Annotated in this window: 13 protein-coding genes and 2 pseudogenes; 8 read left to right on the top strand and 7 right to left on the bottom strand. The window is 68.9% G+C overall.

Features of this window, described 5'->3' with window-relative positions; translation table 11 throughout:
- Positions 1-70: 70 nt before the first annotated feature.
- On the top strand, positions 71-700 hold the full coding sequence (locus K2224_RS16510; RefSeq protein ID WP_260692691.1) for a pyridoxamine 5'-phosphate oxidase family protein: 630 nt from the start codon (positions 71-73) through the stop codon (positions 698-700).
- 540 nt (positions 701-1240) lie between these two features.
- Positions 1241-2167, top strand: coding sequence for a TnsA-like heteromeric transposase endonuclease subunit (locus K2224_RS40565; protein WP_313904801.1), 927 nt, complete (start codon positions 1241-1243; stop codon positions 2165-2167).
- A 37-nt stretch (positions 2168-2204) separates the two neighbouring features.
- On the opposite strand, the gene K2224_RS16500 is transcribed toward K2224_RS40565, so the two are convergent.
- Positions 2205-3695, bottom strand: coding sequence for a carboxylesterase/lipase family protein (locus K2224_RS16500; RefSeq protein ID WP_221907260.1), 1491 nt, complete (start codon positions 3693-3695; stop codon positions 2205-2207).
- Between the two features lie 98 nt (positions 3696-3793).
- Here K2224_RS16500 and K2224_RS16495 point away from each other — a divergent pair, with 98 nt between their 5' ends.
- Both K2224_RS16495 and K2224_RS40560 read left to right on the top strand, forming a co-directional pair.
- Positions 3794-4393 carry a TetR/AcrR family transcriptional regulator gene (locus K2224_RS16495; RefSeq protein WP_221907259.1) on the top strand — a complete coding sequence of 200 codons (600 nt, stop codon included), beginning with the start codon at positions 3794-3796 and terminating at the stop codon, positions 4391-4393.
- Positions 4394-4435: 42 nt separating this feature from the next.
- Positions 4436-4645, top strand: a pseudogene (locus K2224_RS40560) (ATP-binding protein); the annotation flags it as partial.
- Between the two features lie 208 nt (positions 4646-4853).
- Here K2224_RS40560 and K2224_RS16490 read toward each other — a convergent pair.
- The 3 genes and pseudogenes from K2224_RS16490 to K2224_RS16485 all read right to left on the bottom strand — a co-directional run bounded on the left by K2224_RS16490 (position 4854) and on the right by K2224_RS16485 (position 8220).
- Complete coding sequence (locus K2224_RS16490) at positions 4854-5633, bottom strand: trans-aconitate 2-methyltransferase (RefSeq protein WP_260692689.1); 780 nt, start codon at positions 5631-5633, stop codon at positions 4854-4856.
- A gap of 154 nt (positions 5634-5787) precedes the next feature.
- A pseudogene (locus K2224_RS41675) lies at positions 5788-6093 on the bottom strand (DUF6545 domain-containing protein); the annotation flags it as partial.
- Between the two features lie 438 nt (positions 6094-6531).
- On the bottom strand, positions 6532-8220 hold the full coding sequence (locus K2224_RS16485) for a carbamoyltransferase N-terminal domain-containing protein (RefSeq protein WP_221907258.1): 1689 nt from the start codon (positions 8218-8220) through the stop codon (positions 6532-6534).
- A gap of 504 nt (positions 8221-8724) precedes the next feature.
- On the opposite strand from K2224_RS16485, the gene K2224_RS16480 reads away from it, so the two are divergent.
- Positions 8725-9744, top strand: a complete 1020-nt coding sequence (locus K2224_RS16480) for a bifunctional 2-polyprenyl-6-hydroxyphenol methylase/3-demethylubiquinol 3-O-methyltransferase UbiG (RefSeq protein ID WP_260692688.1) — start codon at positions 8725-8727, stop codon at positions 9742-9744.
- A 34-nt stretch (positions 9745-9778) separates the two neighbouring features.
- Here the strand turns inward: K2224_RS16480 and K2224_RS16475 are convergent, their stop codons facing one another.
- Entirely contained in the window at positions 9779-11113 is a 1335-nt protein-coding gene (locus K2224_RS16475; RefSeq protein ID WP_260692687.1) for an NAD(P)/FAD-dependent oxidoreductase, read from the bottom strand.
- 71 nt (positions 11114-11184) lie between these two features.
- Positions 11185-12618: a pyridoxal-dependent decarboxylase gene (locus K2224_RS16465; RefSeq protein ID WP_221907256.1), complete on the bottom strand. Its 1434-nt coding sequence runs from the start codon at positions 12616-12618 to the stop codon at positions 11185-11187.
- A 330-nt stretch (positions 12619-12948) separates the two neighbouring features.
- On the opposite strand from K2224_RS16465, the gene K2224_RS16460 reads away from it, so the two are divergent.
- The 3 genes from K2224_RS16460 to K2224_RS16450 all read left to right on the top strand — a co-directional run bounded on the left by K2224_RS16460 (position 12949) and on the right by K2224_RS16450 (position 16799).
- The gene (locus K2224_RS16460) at positions 12949-13746 is read left to right on the top strand and encodes a phenylalanine 4-monooxygenase (RefSeq protein WP_221907255.1); all 798 of its coding nucleotides are present in this window, start codon (positions 12949-12951) and stop codon (positions 13744-13746) included.
- Positions 13747-13909: 163 nt separating this feature from the next.
- Positions 13910-14989 (top strand): methyltransferase, encoded by a 1080-nt coding sequence (locus K2224_RS16455; protein ID WP_221907254.1) that lies wholly within the window; start codon positions 13910-13912, stop codon positions 14987-14989.
- Between the two features lie 298 nt (positions 14990-15287).
- Positions 15288-16799: a serine/threonine-protein kinase gene (locus K2224_RS16450; RefSeq protein ID WP_221907253.1), complete on the top strand. Its 1512-nt coding sequence runs from the start codon at positions 15288-15290 to the stop codon at positions 16797-16799.
- Between the two features lie 202 nt (positions 16800-17001).
- Here the strand turns inward: K2224_RS16450 and K2224_RS16445 are convergent, their stop codons facing one another.
- Positions 17002-18231, bottom strand: coding sequence for a glycosyl hydrolase (locus tag K2224_RS16445; RefSeq protein ID WP_221907252.1), 1230 nt, complete (start codon positions 18229-18231; stop codon positions 17002-17004).
- Between the last annotated feature and the right edge of the window lie 97 nt (positions 18232-18328).

Below are 18328 nucleotides of genomic sequence, written 5' to 3'. Positions count from 1 at the left end.
ACCGGCCGCTGATGGCGAGCCGTCGTCTACGCTCGATCTGTTCATGTACCGACAGGAGGGGGTGAGGTCCGTGCTGCGCACAGACCTGGTCGAGGTGACGTCACCGGACGAGCTGGGGGAACTGCTCGGCGAGCCGACACCGGGAGCGCTGGTCAAGGTCCGGCCGAGCCTGCACGAGCACGACCGCCAGTGGCTGGCCGCGTCGCCGCTGTGCGTGGTGGCGACCTCGGGCGCCGGCGGCAGCTGCGACGCGTCACCGAAGGGGGACCCGGCCGGGTTCACGCTCGTGCTGGACGACACGACGATCGCGATCCCCGAACGTCCCGGGAACCGCCGGGCCGACGGGTTCCGCAACATCCTGGCCAATCCCCACGTGGGGCTGCTCTACCTGATCCCCGGCCGCCCCGACACGCTGCGCATCAACGGCCGCGCGCGCATCCTGCGCGATGCGCCTTTCTTCGACGACATGGTGGTGAAGGGGAATCGTCCACGGCTGGCCCTGCTGGTCGAGATCGACCAGGTCTTCTACCACTGCCCGAGGGCCCTGCTGCGCGGCGGAGTCTGGCAGCCGGAGACCTGGCGGCCGGAAGCGGCACCGTCCCGCGCGGTGCTCGTAAAGGCGCACGATCGCCGTTCGGAGAGCGTGGAGGAGTTGGCGGCGTACTACGGCTCGCAGTACCTGGAGCGCCTGTATCAGTAACTGATCGTGCCAGGCACGGTGGAGCGGGAGCCGGGCTGCTTCCGCGCGGGAAACGCCGCAGCGCCCGGGCACCCGCTACCCGCGCGCCCGGGGGCTGCCGTTTGCCACACATGTCTGCACCGCGCCTAACGCTGTCATCGGCGCAAATGCTGAATGGCACTGGATAAGCTGTGTCCAGCGGATGGCGAATTGGGCAAGCCGCGTGGAACCGCTGGTCGGCGCGTTCACTCCTTCGGGCTGCTCCGTGGTCTTCGTCAGGACAGGGGTCACGGCCTGGAGTCACCGTGGGTGTTGCAGCTGAAGCGCGGCATCAGGGGGCGAACGACTCGTGTCCTTCGGAAGCGTTGCTTCGTCAACAACCGTTACGCACGAGGCAAGTTGACGGAAGCGAGTCGGCGGAGTGCGCTTTCGGCGAAGCGTCGCCGAGCAGCCTTTTCGACGCGTCTCTGGCGCACGTTTCGCTGGCACCTGAGGCAGAAGCACTACTCGGGGTCTGTCTGGTCGGCGACGGAGCAGGAGCTGGTGATCTACGAGTCCTGACTGGAGCTGGCGCGGTTGCTGTTCGCGGATTTCGACCCTGATGTCTCCCGGATCGTCGCACAGCCGTTCCTGATGACCGCGTACGTCGATGGCGCGGTGCGCAAGCACATCCCTGACTTCCTTCTTCGTACCACCAAGGGCCCGCTGGTCGTCGACGTCAAGCCGGCGCACAGAGTGTCGCGCCCGGACGTCGCCTTCACCTTCGGCCGGAGTCGACTTGTCATCGAGTCGCGCGGCTGGGGCTACCAGGTGTGGAGCGAGCCGCCGGTGGAGCGGTTGGAGAACCTGCGTTTCCTGGCCGGCTACCGCCGGGCTTGGCTGTTCGACCCGGTGATCCTGGAGGCACTTCGGCTGGCCGATCTGGACGGCGCGACGCTGGCCGCGGCATTCACCTCGGTTCCGGTCTTCGAGCCCGACGCGGTGCGCTCGGCGGCGTTCCACCTGCTCTGGGCGGACGACATGGGCCTGTCCTCCGTTGTGCTGTCCCAGCTGGGTCTGGAGGAACGGCGGCAGCTGCTGGAGAGGGCCGAGCACGTCCGAGAAGTCCTCTATGGCTACCGGTCGGGCAGCTGTGAGCCGGCCCGCGCTTCGCGCAGGCGGGGGTCGTCGTCGCCGGCCTCGATGCGACCCAGCAGTCCGTTGATCCATTCCTGCGCGTCGAGGACTGGGCTGTCCGGGGGCAGCGGAAGGACCTCGCTTTGCGTCAGGTTGGTTCGGCAGGTCCGTCCGTCGCGGGCCCGTGCCGGGCATTCGTGCTGGCGGACCTGGTGGCTGATAGAGGGGCAGCGGTGCGGCCATCGGCCGCAGGCCGGGCAGGCGTGCGCGAGCAGCACCCGGTGCCGGGTGCAGGCGATCGACCAGGTGAGGCGCCAGCGCCGGGTGGTGCCTGGCTGTGCGCCAATTCGCGCTGTTCCCGATGGCAGGTGAGTGGCGGTGCCGCAGTCGTAGGAGCCGACCGGGACAATTACGAGAGATCGAAGGGGGCGGGGGAGTGGCCTTCCCAGATCTGGCGGGATGTCTGTTCGGGGTAGGGCAGAGTCTTCGACTCGGTGTCCAGGACGCGGGTGAGGTGCCCGCCGGGCCGGTGGGCGGACCAGCCCGCGTCGCCGGTGGTGACGAAGCGGACCCATGCCTCCTGGAGTTCGCGGGAGAGCGCGACGGCCTCGGGAGTGGGCTCCTCGCCGATGAGCTGGGTGCCGACGGGGCTGTCCAGCGTGCCGAACGCCAGGGGGACGTCGAGGCTGTGGCAGGCGCCCAGGATGCCGCCGAGGGCCGGGGCGGCCCAGCACAGTTCGAACAGGTACGAGGTGCCGCCGGCTGCGGCGTTCGCCTCGGCCAGCTTCTGTGACGGCATGCGGAAGAGGGCGTCGGAGTACACCGTCTCCACCAGCTCCTCCGGGCCTGCCTGCGGGAACGCGGCACGGTAGGCCCGCGCGCCGTCCGGCTGCGGGGCGAGCAGTTCCAGGGCCGCGCGGGCGTCCTCCTCGGTGAAGGTGCCGTACCGTCCGCTCATGACGCTGAAGTACCGGAATTCGTCCCGGGTGTGGCCGACGAGCAGTTCGGTCCCGCTCGCGCGCGCTCCGGTCAGCGCGAGCCAGGGCGTTTCCGGGAGGACCTCGCCGTCGACGACGGGGCACAGCGCGGTGCCGGTCTCCGTGAGGCGTCCCCAGCTCTCCCGGTGCGCGTGGAGGCCGGCGTTGAAGGAGGTGAGCTCGGCGGCGAGGTGCCATGGGTCGATGTCGCGCAGGGCCTCGGCGGTGGGGGCCGCCGCGCCGAGCCGGTCCGCGAACGCGGCGGTGACCTGCCGTGCCAGCGCGGGGGTGCTGTGCAGCCCCGGCACCGAATGGGCGATGGCCCGCCGGAACAGGCCGCGCGCGGACTTCATCGTCAGCAGGGCGGCGACCGAGCCCGCCCCGGCGGACACCCCGGCCACGGTGACCCGGCCGGGGTCGCCACCGAAGGCGGCGATGTTGCGCTGCACCCACTCCAGCGCCGCTATCTGGTCGAGGAATCCGCGGTTGGGCGGCGCGTCGTCGAGGAACGCGAAACCCTCCGCGCCCACGCGGCAGTTGACGGTCACCACGACGACTCCCGCCTCGGCCAGCGCTGCCGGGTCGAACATCGGGTCGCTCGACGCTGCCGAGAGGTAGCCGCCCACGGGGATCCACACCAGCACCGGCAGTCCCGCCGCGCCGGGATCCGGAGTGCCGACGTTGAGCGTCAGCCAGTCGGTGCCCTGCGGGGACACGTCGATCGGCAGCGACAGCGGCACCACGGGGCCGAACTCGACCGCCTGCCTCGTCCCCTCCCAGCGGTGCGGCGGCGCGGGCGCGGCGAAGCGGAGCGCTCCGACCGGGGGCTGGGCATAGGGGATGCCGCGGAACACCGCGTGCCCCTGTCGCCGACGCCCCTGCACCACGCCTTCTGTGGTCCGTACCTTTGGCTGTTCGGACATGACGATCCCTTCCCTCGAGTGGACCTCAGGATTATGGGTCAGTTGTATTATGTCAACCGTATTGGAACAGGTCCGGGGTATGGGGGGAGGGGCCGGCGATGCCGAAACAGGTGGATCACCGCGGACGCCGCGAAGCGATCGCCCGCGCACTGTGGCGGGTGGTGGAGCAGCGCGGCGTCACACAGCTGACGATGCGCGTGGTGGCGCAGGAGGCTGGCATGTCACTCGGGCAGCTGCAGCACTACTTCGCCTCCCGGACCGCCATGCTCTCCTTCGCCATGGACTTCGCGTCCGAGCAGACCTCGGTGCGCGTCGACCAGGGGCTCGAAAAGCTCGGTGACCGTCCGCACCTCCGTGACGTGCTGCGCCTGACGCTCGTGGAAATGCTCCCCCTGCATGCCGACGCCCGCGCGACCAGCCGGATGAGCGCCGCCTACGTCCTGGAGGCGCTGCACGACGAGGCCGTGCACGAGCAGGCGCGCCGTGGCCTCGTCCAAGGGCGGGCCCTCGTCGAGCAGTTGGTCCGCCAGGCGATCGCCGACGGGCACATCGACTCCGGCCGTGACCCGGCGACCGAGACCAACCTGCTCCTCGCCCTCACCGGCTTCACCTCCCTGATCGAACTCGACGTGATCGAGCCCCAGGACGCGCTCGCCGCGATCGACGTGCATCTGGACCGGCTGTTCAGGAGTACGTGACCTGCCCCCGGACACGGGGGCAGGTGGGGGCAAGATCAGCTCTACGTCCTCCACGCCGACCAGGACACCCTCCGTGAGGGCATCGCAGGCGACACTGTTCTTGGCCCCAACTCCCCGTTCCGTCTCACATACCTTGGGCCCTATGCCGAGGCGGCGCGCACACGGCTACACGGTGAGGCCGAGGTCATCGACACCACCCACCTCACGCCCGCACAGGCAGCCCTGCAGATCGCAGAGGCCGTCAAGAGTTGAGGCCCGCCCGCCACGCGAAACAGGCCCGGCGAGGATGGGACACGGTCCTGCGGAACGCGTTCGGAGACGCGAGCATGGAATGCCGAAACCCGCAGGTCACGGCGAAGCCGTTGGACACCGAAACACGGAACCTACACGAGGAGTGTGCGGGCTTCGGTGCGGTGCGGCCGGAGGTGCTCGGGCCGGTCGTTGGTGTCTGCCTGGCTCCTTACGATGTGGCGGGTGTTGCTGGGAGTTGTGTTGCGCGGCGGCCCCATGCGGAGATGGTGACCTGTGGGATGTCGATGAACGCCGGGTCGTCCAGCAGCGCGGAGAATTCGCCCAGGTCGCCTTCGGTGACGAGGCCCTCGGCGAGGAGGGCGGGGGCTGCCTGGGAGATGAGGGGGCGCCAGCGGTCCTTGTCGAGTCCTCCCATGCAACCGAGGTTTCCGGTGAAGGACACCTCGGTCAGTCCGCTTCGGGCGAGCAGGGCCGGTAGGCCGCGGGCCCAGGCCATGTCGGCCCCGTGTTCGCGGTACATGCGCTGATAGGCGGTAAGGAGCCGTTGGACCGCGGGGAAGGGGGACGTCTCCGCGGGCAGGTGGTAGGGCTCTTCGATGACGAGCCAGCCGCCGGGTGCGAGCCAGCGGGCAGCCCGTTCGACCATCGCCTCGCGGGTGGGCAGGTGGCAGTAGAGGTAGCGGGCGTGGATGAGGTCGAAGCTGCCGGGCTCGTAGCCGCCGCTGGTGATATCGGCTTGCTGGATCTGAAGATTCGCGGCCCGGCCGGCGTCGAGGTGGCGGGTGTCGAGGTCGACGGCGACGACCCGGCCTTGTGGGCAGTTTTCGGCGAGCCAGTAGGCGATGGAGCCCGCTCCCGCGCCCAGTTCCAGGCAGTGCCAGGAGGCTTGAAGCGGAAGGCCCTGGAGGATCCCGGTGGTGAACGCGTCCACGTTGCGTTGGATGGCCTCCAGACGGTCGCGTTCGTGTGGGGTGTCGTTGCTCAACATTCCGGTGCGGTAAGGGTCGGGAGAGGCTGGCTGCTGTGCCATGGGGTTCGCCTGCTTCGTGGCTGTGGGGGTGGTCGGAGTGTGGCGGTCGGGAGCGTGCCCAGTGGTGGGGCCGGTCCGGGTGAAGGAGCGTACGGCAGACAGCGGCGGCCGGCCCGACCTGTTCCTCGGGCAGGGCACCGGCGGCGACCCGGCGCTGTGCGCGTGCGACGGTCGAGGGCGTCACGTGGCCCTCCAGGGTGAGCAGCGCATCGCGGATCTCGATGACTTGCCGGTAGAGACGGAGGTGCATCGCGCGGGGGCTGCGGAGCAGAGCGCCGATGGATGTGAGCGGCCTGTCGGGGGTGATGCGAGGGACGGCGGCGGGTGAGGTCGTTCCACAACGGGCGCAGCCGCCACAGCGTGCGGGTGGTGCGGGCCGTGCGGTGGGCGGTGAGCACCAGGGGCAGCCGGACTGCACTCCGGAAGGGGCGTCCTCGATGACCAGGCAACCACCGCGCCGATCAACGTGCCATCGACATCGAACAGGACGTACTTCATGCGGTCCGGCCGTCCGGGTCCACTGGTCACGCGTCGCTCATGCCAGGTGGCGCGCGGACGACTGGGTGCACGGCTTCACATGTGTTGTGTGGCCAACGAGCCCGCCCTTCGATGCGGAGGCCCGTCAACTCGGCAGCGGGTGCAGGGGCATCGCGTCCGCGACTGGCGAGTGTGTAGCGGTATGGCCACTCGTGCCGCAGCTCCAAGTCGCGGAGGCGCCGGATGATGGCGGTGGCGTACGCCTCCCCACCGGTTGCGCTCCCGTCTCTGGGCATGACGACACAGTCCGGGAAGTTCCCGGAGCACGGTGCTTTCTCCAGCGCTGCTGACTGCCGTAGTCGGGCAGTCGCGCACGCACTTACCGTCGGGAGTACAGGCGCCCCTCTGACCACAGCAGGTCTACGCGACCCCAGCGCGCCGCCGCTCGCACATCAGGGAAGAAGCCGCATCCCTGGTCGTTGGCGCTGGTGTTGCACAGCACCGGTACGCCGCTGAGCTGCTCGTAATCCGTGAGCACGGCTGCCAGCAGTGGGTTGTCGCGCTCGGTCACGGTCTGGAGTCGGGCTGTGCCGTCGAGGTGGACGACGGCCGGGATCTTCGTGTGCCAACCGGGGCGCACCTCGTGGTCGAAGAGCATGTACGGGTCCGGACAGCCGGGGGAGAAGATCTCCGGTGCCCGGTGTTCCAGGCAGATCGGGGCGACCGGGCGGTAGTTGGCACGGCCCTTGATGTCGTTGAGCCGGTCCTTCGTCTTGGGGTCGATGGCCGGGGCAATGATGCTGCGGCCGCCGAGCGCCCGGGGCCCCAACTCTGCTCGCCCGTTGAGAACGACGACCGGCTCCGCAGTCTCGTGGAGCACCTTGGCGAGCCCGGCGGCGTCGCACGGTTCCCAAGTCCACCCCGGCACTTCGGTCGCCGGCGGCAGCTGAGGGCCGCGGAACACGTCCCAGTTCAGGGCGGTTCTGCCCTCCCGGCACACCATCTCCGCGACCGCCGTGCCGATCGCGGCGCCGGAGTCGTTCGGGAACGGCGGAATCCATACCTCGCGGAAGAGTTCGCTGTTCCGGATCTGACTGTTCCACTTGATGTTGAGGGCGCACCCGCCCGACAGGCACAGATTCGGGCTGCGCACGTCGGGAGCGAGCTCCGCCAAGCGCTCGCGCAGCGCGGTCAGCAGTCTGGCGCCGAGGTAGCCCTGGAAGCTCGCGATGAAGTCGGCGTCCGAGCCGCCGGGGCATACTGCGGCATGGTGCTCGCGGCACCACTCGGCCAGCTCGATCCCGGTGTCGAACGTGAGCGGAATGCAGTCCAGTTGGGTGTCGAAGACCTGGTACAGGGTCGGCTCGTCCCGTCCCAGGGCTGCATACGCCATCGCCTTGCCCGCCACGTCGAGGTTCCGGGGTACGGCGGCGTTGCAGATGTCCGGCTCGCCTTGGAGTGAGGCCGCCTTGGAGCGGAACGGGTCCCACTGGGCGCAGTAGTCGGCGAAGGCATTGCCGTAGAGGGGGAAGAGGGGCCCCAGGCTCTGTACTTGGAACGGGACGGGGTCCACCCGGTACAGCCGGGGAACGGTGCCGCCGTCCCAGACCATTCCCAGTGCGGACTCGCCTCGGGCTGCGAACGGGCTGGTGCAGTAGGCACCGAGCAGATGCTGCGTTACGTGGTGGTAACTGGTGTATCGGATGACGCGGTCTCCCAGCGGCAGGCCGTCGAACTCGTAGCGGTGCAGCGCCGGCCCGGCGGCGCCGTCCGCCTCGGAGTACGGCGCGACCTCGACGGCTACGGGTCGCCCGCGGTGTGTCAACTCCCGCAGCACGGGCGCGGGCTCGCCCGGCGCCGCCATCCACCCGTCGACCACAACGGCATCGAGGTCGGCCAGGTCGATCCCCTGCCTGGCCAGAACGTTCTCGACGGCTTCCAGCCGGTCCAGAGGCTGGTAGCGCGGGTTGCCGTCCAGTTTCTCCATCTCGATGCTGCACAGCAGCGTGCCGTCCTCGACGACGGCGATTCCGCCGTCGTGTGTCAGCTTCAGCCCGCAGATCAGCATGACTTGCAGCCTCTCTTCTCCGAGGTGTCTCGTTGTCTCCGACGTCTTGAGCGGATCGGATCACGATCGGGCGAGCACCCGTGTGTCGTGGTTCGTGGTGGGGTCCATGGGCCGCGGGTCAGGTGTTGAAGACTGGGACGTCGGTGCATCCGGACTGGTCGGCGAGGGCGCGGGTCGTGGTCGCGCGCGGAGAGCCTGTGCGCCTCTTCACGGATTCCCCGGGATTTCCGCGAACCGGGACTCCGGTCCGACCCCGCAGTGTTGCCCCTCGGCGTCAGTGGCGAACCGGGGCTATAGCGGTTTTCCCGTGCGTGCGTACTTCATGTCCCGGAGTTGCCGGGTTCATCCGACTGGTCGAGCGTTGCGAAGCTGACTTGCGGGTTATTCTTAGACCTTTTGCGCCATTTTGGGATATTTGCCTAGACTATCCAGTGGTGCCGGAAACCGCCGGTGCTTTCAGCTCTCGACACTCTCGAATTCGAAAGCAGGAAGGTGGCACCCGAGATGACGATGACGAGCGACGTCACTCAGCTCTATGAGAGCTTTCCCTTTCCGTCCCCGGCGGAGGACGCTCCGCTCATGAACATGATCGCCGACCAACTCCCTTTCGTCGTAAGGGAGGATGAGCTGGAGGGCTGGGAGGTACTCGACGCCGGGTGCGGAACCGGCTCCATCCTGCTGGCGCTCGCCCGGCGGTATCCCCGGGCCCGGTTCACGGGGCTGGACGCCTGCAGCCGCTCCCTCGAGATCGCGCAGCGGTCTGCCGAGTGGTACGGGGTGACCAACGTCGAGTTCGTTCACGGCAGCATGCCCGAACTGGGCCTTGAGCGCCGGTTCGACCTGGTGGTCTGCTGCGGGGTCCTGCACCATCTCCCCTCGCCGCGGGCCGGCTTGCGGTGGCTCGCCGAGCGCCTCGCGCACGACGGGCTGCTGTATCTGTGGCTGTACGACGCGGTCGGCGAACACGGCCGGATGATGGACCGGGAGCTCGTGCAACTGCTCACGCCACCCAACAGCCCCGAGACCGGGCTCGCCACCATTCGCGGCCTCGGACTCGAACTGTCCCTCGCGGACTACGGCTTCCCCGTCGGCTGGAGCGGCACCGCGCTCACGGCGGCCGAACAGGACGTCGCGGACGCCGACGCCTACCTCAACCCCGTGGTCCTGCCGATGCGCTTTGCCGACATGCCCGAGTTGTTCGCGGGCCTGCCCGTGGACTGGCTGGCCGCGGACCGGGTCTTCCACCCGGGCGGTATCGGCCTCGTCGATCTCGCGGGCAGGGAGACGGAAACCCACGACAGTGCAGTGTTCGTACGCCCCGAGGAGCTCTTCGACCAACCTGCCCTGCGGGACCGAGTGCGCGAGTTGGGGAACCTCGACCGGCTGCGGGCGATCGAGTTGCGGCTGCGGCCGACCGGCTTCGAGGTCCTCGCCGGACGCGAAGCCGGGCTCGACCGATGCCTCCCCCGCATCGCGGGCAATCTGCTGCCGTTCGGCGACGGAACCGAGCCCCGCACTCGCTGATCGCCGCGGCGACGCTGCTCGACGTTTCGCTCGCTCAACGCCGGCTTCGAGCAGGTCCACCCGCACCAGGCGTGTTCAGGAGAGTGCGGGTATGGGCGGCGGCGCGGATACCGGTTTCGACGGCTCCGTCCATCCACAAGGCGTTGAAGTTGGTGGAGGTGTCGCCTCCGGCGAAGGCGATGCGTCCTTCGGGGGCGCTGATGGCGGGCCCGTGTGTGGTGAGCCAGCCGGGGCGGTAGGCAATCCAGGTGCCGCGCGAGTACGGGTCCTGGTTCCAGTCGTGGCTGTGCACCGCCTTGACACGGGCCTCTGGTGCGTAGGCGGCCAGGGCCTTCTGCGCTCCGGCCTGGGTGTAGAGGTCGGGTGAGGCCACGGGGTCGCCGAAGCCGGTGAGCAGGCTGCCCTGGGCGGTGACCCGTTCGGTGCGGATCCACTGGAATCCGTCCGGAGTACCCGCGGCGAAGAAGGAGGGATCGGGCAGGCCCTCGGCCAGCAACCAGACCTTCGCGAAGTGCCCGGCGTGCCCCTGGGAGGTGACGGCCTGTTTCGCGGGGTGCAGGGCCGGGTGGAAGTCGATGCCGTGCCAGCAGTTCAAGGGAGTAGCGACGATTGCGGTACGGGCGACGAACCGCTTCTCGGCGTCGGTGACGACCTCCACGTGGTCGTCGGTCTGGGCGACGCGGCGAACGGGGGACGACAGGTGGACCTCGGCGCCGGCATCGGTGATGAGGGCCTCCAGGAGGGCCTTCGTCCCGTCGCGGAAGCTGTCGAGGACGTCGAGAGCCAGTGTCTGCGGCGCGAACAGGGTGTAACGCGTGGCGATCTCACCGAGCAGGTAAAGGGCGGAGATCTCGTCGGCGGGGGCACCGTAGTGCACCGACGCCTGCTGACTGAGGGTGGTGAGCGCGGTGGCGGACAGGCCGAGCGTGGACAGGTACTGGCGAATGGACACGTCGAGGGGACGGGTGCGGTCGGGGTCGTGGAGGTGGGGACGAGTGGCCTGCGCCGTATCGGTCATGCGCCGGATGGCATTTTCGATTTCGGCACCGTAGCCGGGGGGCAGGGCCTGCGGGTCGGTGTGGCGAATGCCGTCGATGAACAGGCTACTTACGGTCGTGCTGGGGCTTTGGACGACGGGGAGTTGGTAGCGGCTGGCTTCGGCGTAGATGTGGCGGAAGGTGTCGCGGCGGCCCAGCCACATGCCGCCGAGGTCGACGGGCGTGTCTGTGCCGGGGAAGGTGCTGGTCCAGGTCCGTCCCCCGAGGCGGTCGCGGGCTTCCAGCAGCACCACGGAATGCCCTGCTGTCCCCAGCTCGCGGGCGGCGGTGGCACCGGAGATGCCGCCACCGATGATGATCACGTCATGCATGTGTGTGCTCCTAAAGGGTCGGCCGAGGATTCGGCGTGTGGTGCGAAGCGGCTCGGGTGCCTGGTCGGGCATCAAGGTGCGGCTTCGGTGTGCACCGCGGTGGCGATCCGGTCCCAGGCCAGTCGCACGTGCCGCGGCTCGGTTCCGGGTGCGCCGATGGCCATGCGCAGCAGTACCCGGCCGCCTGCCTTGGTGTGGGTGAGGTACAGCTCGCCGGAGTCGTTCAGCCGTTGCATCACCCGCTGCGTGGCCGCGTCCGCCTCGGTGGCGGGCAGCTGGGGCCACAGCGGACGGAAGCAGACCAGGCCCAGCGGGTGGTGGGGGTGCAGGTGGAACGCCGCGTCGGCCTCGATCCACCCGGCCAGCTGCTGGGCAAGATCGATACCGGTACGGATATGAGCACGTAGCCCCTGCGCCCCGTACCAGCGGACCACCGACCACAGCTTGAGCGCCCGGAAGCGGCGGCCGAGCGGGATCTGCCAGTCGCGGTAGTCGATGACCTCGCCCGAGGCGGTGGCCTGGTTGCGCAGGTACTCGGGGAGGACCGAGAGCGCGCCCACCAACGACGTGCGGTCGGCCACCCACAGCACGGTGCAGTCGAAGTTGGTCAGCATCCACTTGTGCGGGTTGGTGACGTAGGAGTCGGCGTATTGGGCCAGTCCGTCGTTGAGCCACCGCAGTTCCGGGCACACCGCCGCCACGCCCGCATACGCCGCGTCCACGTGCAGCCAGGCGCCGTTGCGGCGGCACACCGCGCCGATCTCGGGTACCGGGTCGATCGCGGTGGTGGAAGTGGTGCCGACGGTCGCGCACACCAGCAGCGGAACCGCACCGGCCGCGCGGTCCCGGGCGATCGTCGTCGCCAGGCAGGCCGGGTCCATCGCGAGGGTCTGCTGATCGACGTCCACCATCCGCACGGCAGCTGCGCCGATTCCGCAGATCCGCGCGGCTTTCTCCAACGAGGAATGGGTCTGTGAGCTGGTGTAGATCGTGTACGGCGCGGTGATGCCGTCCCGCCCCACCTTCCCCCCGCCCGCTCGGTGCAGTGCGGCAACGACCGCCACCAGCGAGGCGCTGGACGCCGAGTCCTGGATGACACCGTTGCCCAGGAACGCGTCCGGCAGCCCCAGCAGCTGCACCAGCCAGTCGACCACCCGGGTCTCCAGCTCGGTGCAGGCCGGACTGGTCGCCCACAGCATGCCCTGAACGCCCAGCCCGGACGAGAGAAGGTCGCCCAGAATCGCCGGGCCGCTGGCGTTGGCCGGGAAGTAGGCGAAGAACGAGGGATGCTGCCAGTGCGTGATGCCTGGCATCAGCACCCGGTCCAGGTCCGCCAGGAGCCCCTCGAAGCCCTCGCCCGTCTCCGGTGGGCTCTGCGGCAGCGCGTCCAGCACCTCACCGGGTGCGACCTGGGACCGCACCGGATATGACTCGATCTTCTCCTGATAGGCGGCGATCCAGTCGATCACCTGCCGGCCGTGACGGCGGAACTCATCCGGCGTCATGTGCCCACGCACGACTCTGCCTCCCAACACAGTGCTCCTCCCAACACAGTGCTCCAAAAGGCTTGGCACGTATTTCCAGCCCGCCTCCCGCCAGCGGCCGGACCGCCTTTCGCGCCATTGCCTCCGGCGACCTCTATGTGACTGGATGCGGTACTTCAGTCAAGCAAGGCCATGCAAGAAGACAGCGCCCGCAAGGGCAGAGTTCGCTCGATTGGCCGTCTGGTGAGGCGGCAGGTCGCCCGCCGCGAGATGCTTCAAGCGAGTGCCCCAGGCAAATGTCGCCGTATGCAGGACTCTGAATCATTGGCACAGGGGAGTTGGTGACCGTCCATGAGTCGCGCGAACGAGCACCATGTGGAGGAGGGGGGACGACTTGACGAGCCCTGCGCTCGGCGCAGGGAAGAAATATCGGAGGCGATCCGCAGAGCGGGCGGGCTCAACTCGAACCCGGTGGCTTACAGCGCGGAGGAAGACCGGCTGTGGAGCACGATGGTGTCGAGGCTCAACGCCATCCATCCCCGCATCGCCAGTTCGCGCTACCTCCAGGCCAAGGACCGGCTGCCGCTGCCCGCCACCCACACACCCGGGATCGATGACGTCGGACGGCGCCTCAACAGCTCCACGGGTTTCCGGTTACTCCCGGTCGACGGACTCACCCGGGTCGGGGACTTCTACGGGCGCTTCGCCGACGGCGTCTTCTCGACGGCCCTGTTCCTGCGTTGCCCCAGCCGGCCCCACTACAGCCCGGAACCCGACATGCTGCACGAGCTCGTCGGGCATGTCGTGATGCTCTCCGACCCACTGTTCGCCGACCTCTACCGACTTTTCGGCGAAGCCACGAACAATGCCACCTCCGCGCAGGAACTCCAGGCGATCAGCCAGGTTTTCTGGTTCACGATGGAGACCGGGCTCGTGCAGGAGGACGGCCGTACCAAAGCATATGGGGCGGCTCTCCTGTCGTCGAGCGGGGAACTCGCCAAGATCGACGCCTGCCCGGTCGAGAAATTCTCCATCCAGAAAATGATCGAAGCGGAATACGACATCTCCACTTACCAGGGAAAGCTGTTCGCCGCGCAATCTGTCAATGAAATGGCAAGCGAAGTCCGCTCCTTCTTGACGGGCGTTTGAAATCGGTATTCGCTCGGGTGAGGATGGTGCGCGGGCGGAGGCGCGCGCCGTGGTGGCCATAGGGCGTGGACGCCGATATCCACGGTGCGGGCCTCCCTGTCAAACGCACATGTATATCTCGGATTTGTAACCCATTGTGTGTCGGGAAGGCGGTGGCGAATCGATGACCACGACAAATGCCGGAAGTCGGTCACACGACAGCGGAGAACAGGTTCACGACCCGGCCGCCGTGCGGTTGGTGGAGCTCACCCTGGGGTTCTGGATCGGGCAGGCCGTGGGCGCGTTCGCACGACTGGGCATCGCGGACGCATTCGCCGGTCAGCACCGGACCGTGGACGATCTGGCAGCCCGAACCGACTGCGAGCCTCAAGGACTGCGCCGGTTGCTGAGATCGCTGACCGGCGTCGGGGTCGTCCGCGAGGTCTCCCCAGGCCTGTTCGCCCTCGGCGACCTGGGGCAGCACCTCCGCACCGACCACCCCCAGTCGATGCGGGACCTTGCGGTGCTCCAGAGCGAGCCGTGGATGTGGCGGGTCTTCGAGCAACTCCAGCGCGCGGTCGCCACCGGTGACACTCCCATCAAGAACGTCCTCGGGTCTGACTACTACTGGACCTGGCTGCACGATCAGCCCGAGGCGCGGCGTGTGTTCGATGCCGGGATGGTGTCGGTCGCCAAGGCTCTCCAGATCCCCACCGCACTCTCCTACGACTACCGCGACGTACACCGGATCGTTGACGTCGGCGGCGGCCTGGGGCAGGTGCTGACCGCGATCCTGACCGCCAACCCGCACATCAGCGGCACCTTGTTCGACCAGCCGAGCACCGTCGCCGACGCCCAGCAAGCGCTGGCGGACGCGGGGCTGGCGGACCGGAGCTCCGTGGTGGGAGGCGACATGTTCCAGGCCGTACCCGGGGACAGCGACACCTATCTGCTGTCGTTCGTGCTGATGGACTGGGACGACGAGCACGCGGTGCGGCTGCTGCGCAACGTGGCGGCCGTGCTCCCCCCGCAAGGGCGGGTCCTGGTCCTCGACTGCCTGGTGGACCACGGCACCGACACCGGCCCGTCAGGGCACCCCTTCCACATGGGCCGTACGGTTGACCTGTTCCAGATGTGCATGGGCAGCGCCCGGGTCCGCAGCCGCGCGGAGTTCGAAGACCTCTACGCCCGCGCCGGGTTGCGACTCCAGGCCCTCCACCTGCCGCAGGCACCGGTGAGCCTGATGCAGCTGTCCCGTGTCTGATGGGGACGTCCCGTGCGGGTGGAGTACGCCGCCCTCGGCGCCGCCGCCAAGCCGGTGGAGGATCCGGAGAAAAGGCAGCCCCGGCCGCGCTTCCCCTCGTCCGTGGTCCCAGGTCCGGGGCCAACACGGCGTCCTGCCCGAGCAGTTGCTCCGCGCGCCGGTGAGTTCTCCAGCCGACCGGGAGAACCGTGCCGCACCCCACGACAACCGCTGGCATGGCCATGTATTCCACACCGGTTAAGGTGCTCCCGCAACATGTTCAAGCGCGCCGGCGCGCGAAGAAGGCGAAGGTCTCACAGTGTCCGATCTGGGGCGGCTCATAGCCGGCCGCTACCGGCTCGCGGAGCGCGTGGGCCGCGGTGGCATGGGCACGGTGTGGCGGGCCGAGGACGAGTTGCTCGGCCGGCACGTCGCCGTGAAGAAACTGCACGTTCCACCGCATCTGCACGACGACGAGATCCAGAAGCTCTATGAGCGCACCCGCCGTGAGGCCCGAAGTGCCGCCCGGATCACCCATCCTCACGTGATCGTGGTGCACGACGTCGTCGACGACCAGGGCCTGCCCTGCATCGTCATGGAGTACATCCCCTCGGTCACCCTGAGCGATGTCCTGAAACGGCGGGGCGCACTGCCTCCTGAGGAGGTGGCCCGGATCGGCCGCGGCGTGGCCGCCGCGCTGCGTGCCGCACACGACGCCGGGGTGCTGCACCGGGACGTCAAGCCCGCCAATGTGCTGCTCGGCAACGGCGGACGCATCGTCCTCACCGACTTCGGCATCGCGGTGGAGCCCGGCACACCCTCGCTGACCAGAACCGGCGAGCTGGTCGGGTCGATCCAGTACCTCGCACCCGAACGCCTCCGCAGCGGAATCGCCGAGCCCGGGCCCGCCTGCGACCTGTGGTCGCTGGGCGCGATGCTGTATCAGGCGGTTGAAGGCAGCCACCCGTTCCAGCGCGACACCCCGATCGAGACGGCGTACGCCATCGCCACCGACGCCTACGAGCCCCCGCGCAACGCCGGGCGCCTGGCCCCGGTGATCGAGGGGCTGCTGGTCAAGGAACCCGACCGGCGGATGGACGTGCACAAAGCCGAACACCTCCTCGGCGAGACGACCGGCACACGGACCGTGCCCGTCGATCCGCCCACCCGACCGGAACCTGCGCCGGCGCCCCGGGCCCCGGCAGGAGGCGGTGGGCGTGGCCGTCGTACGGCGCTGTGGTGTGCCTCCGCGGCGGTGATCGCCGCCTTGGTGACGGGCGGTGTGCTGCTGTGGCGCGGGGACGGCGCCGCCTCGACGGCGGGCCACCCGTCCCAGGGGAACACCGCTCCCCGCCTCCCGAGCCCCAGCCCGTCCGCACCGCCCCCGCTCCCCGACGGATACCGTCTCCAGACGGCCGGCCAAGGCTTCTCCGTGCCCGTACCGAACGGCTGGAAGCCCAAGAACGTGCCTGGTGGCGAAGTCGCCTACGTGGACCCGTCCGGGCGGGTGGGCCTGCGGGTCGACGTCGTCGAGTTCGCGGGTTCCGATCCGCTCCGGCACTGGCGTGAGACCGAAGAGGCCCAGACACGTCGCGACAATCCGGGCTACGAGCGGGTGCGGATGGGTCCCACGACGTTCCGCGGACGGCCGGCGGGATACTGGGAGTTCACCTTCCACGGCCAGCTGCGGGAATACCGGGCTGTGGAGCTGGCCTTCGCCGGTGCCGACGGCACTCAGTACGTGGTCTACCTCTCCGCACCGAACGCACAGTGGAACGAGTACCGGCCGGTCTTCGACACCGCCGTGAAGGGGATTCGCCTACGGGAATAGCCTCCGGCGTCCGGGCCGCCTGGGGGTGGCAAGTGCGGAGGCGGCCGCCGCCGAAAGACGATGTCGGTGGAGGAACGCGGCGCCTCACGCCAGGAGCGGGTCGCCAGGCGGTCGCGTTTCCGCTCGGCTGTCTCCGCGGTCCCTGAGCGGCGTCCGGGCTCTGGGCGCGTCCCCGGATGCATACGGAGGTGCCGTAGCCGGTTCAGGGCTGTGCTCGGAAGTGGGCATTGGCGCCCATGGCGGCGAGGGCGTGCTGTGAGGCAAGGTCGTTGTCGAGGGCGTAGTCGCAGGAGTCTTTGTGGGCGTGGTCGTTCCAGTACATGACGGCGCTGATCTGGGGGTGGGCGACGACGTACTGGGTCATGGCGTTGATGTACGAGGGCCGAACGCCGGGGTTGGTGAACGGGACGCTGCCCCACTCCGGGATGAATACCGGCTTGCCTTTGGCGTGGGTGGTGCTCCAGGTCAGTGCCGGCCCGAAGACGGCGTCGGGTTTCGTTGCGGTATTGGCCGGGTCCACGTAGTTGCCGCTCTTCTGCTTCGTGCAGCCGCCGGACACGTAGCCGTCGGCCCCGACCGCGTCGACGTACTGGGCACCGGGCCAGAAACTGCTGGCGACGCCGTCCTGATGGAAGCCGCTCGCGGTGAGGATCCACACCCAGTGCAGATGGCCGCCGGTCTGGACGTTCAGGTGTGCGTGGGCTGCCAGTTGGTACACGTGGCGCCAGGCGGCGACGAACTGTGCCGGCTTTCCCTTCCCGGCATCGATCTTCGCGTTCGGTTCGTGGTTGAAAGATACGTAGATCGCGCTCAGATGGTGGGTTGTGGCGGCGTCGTCGACCGCACGCAGGAATTTCAGCACGGTGGCGTCCGACGTGCCTGCGGAGATCGACGCCCAAGCCCGGTTGTGTCCTGTGCCCAGGCTGGCCAGCAATGTGGCCCCGGAGTGCAGGGCGCCGGTCTCGTCCGCGGAGGGAAACGCGCTGGCGGTGTCGATGGTGTCGTAGGTGCGCACGATCGCCGACGACCGGCCGAGATGTGTCAGACCGGACAGTTGCGCGTCGCCACCGAACAGTACGCCCGACGACGCCCCGGTCGAAGGGAGAGTCCCCGGCATGGACGAACCCGAAGTGGCCGGCGCCGCTGCGGCGACCGGTGCCGCCCCGGAGGCCGTCGCGGTTGTATGGCCCGCACAGCCGGTAACTGCCGCCGTGATCAGGGCGAGTGACGCAGCGGTGGCCGCCACGCCGCGACGGCTACCGAACACCCGGGACACGCGCATAACCTTCTCCACCTCGTCTGGAAACCTCCGCCGCCGCTCTTTCCAGGCAACGGGAGAACGCAGACTGGCAGCCTTCTTTGTGCGTTCCTTGTGGATCTCGAACCGCTTCCACGCTGTCGGCAGCCGCACCACGAGCGAGACAGCTGCCACGCTGCCGGATCCCGTCAGCGGCCGGCCTGGATACCGGGCCGGCGCACACGCCCTGCCTGGCATCGCCCCGACGGGGGCAGTAGCGCGGAATCAAAGG

Origin of the sequence: Streptomyces sp. BHT-5-2, assembly GCF_019774615.1 — a bacterium.
Taxonomy (GTDB): Bacteria; Actinomycetota; Actinomycetes; order Streptomycetales; family Streptomycetaceae; genus Streptomyces.
This window is presented reverse-complemented; position numbering and strand designations above follow the sequence as displayed.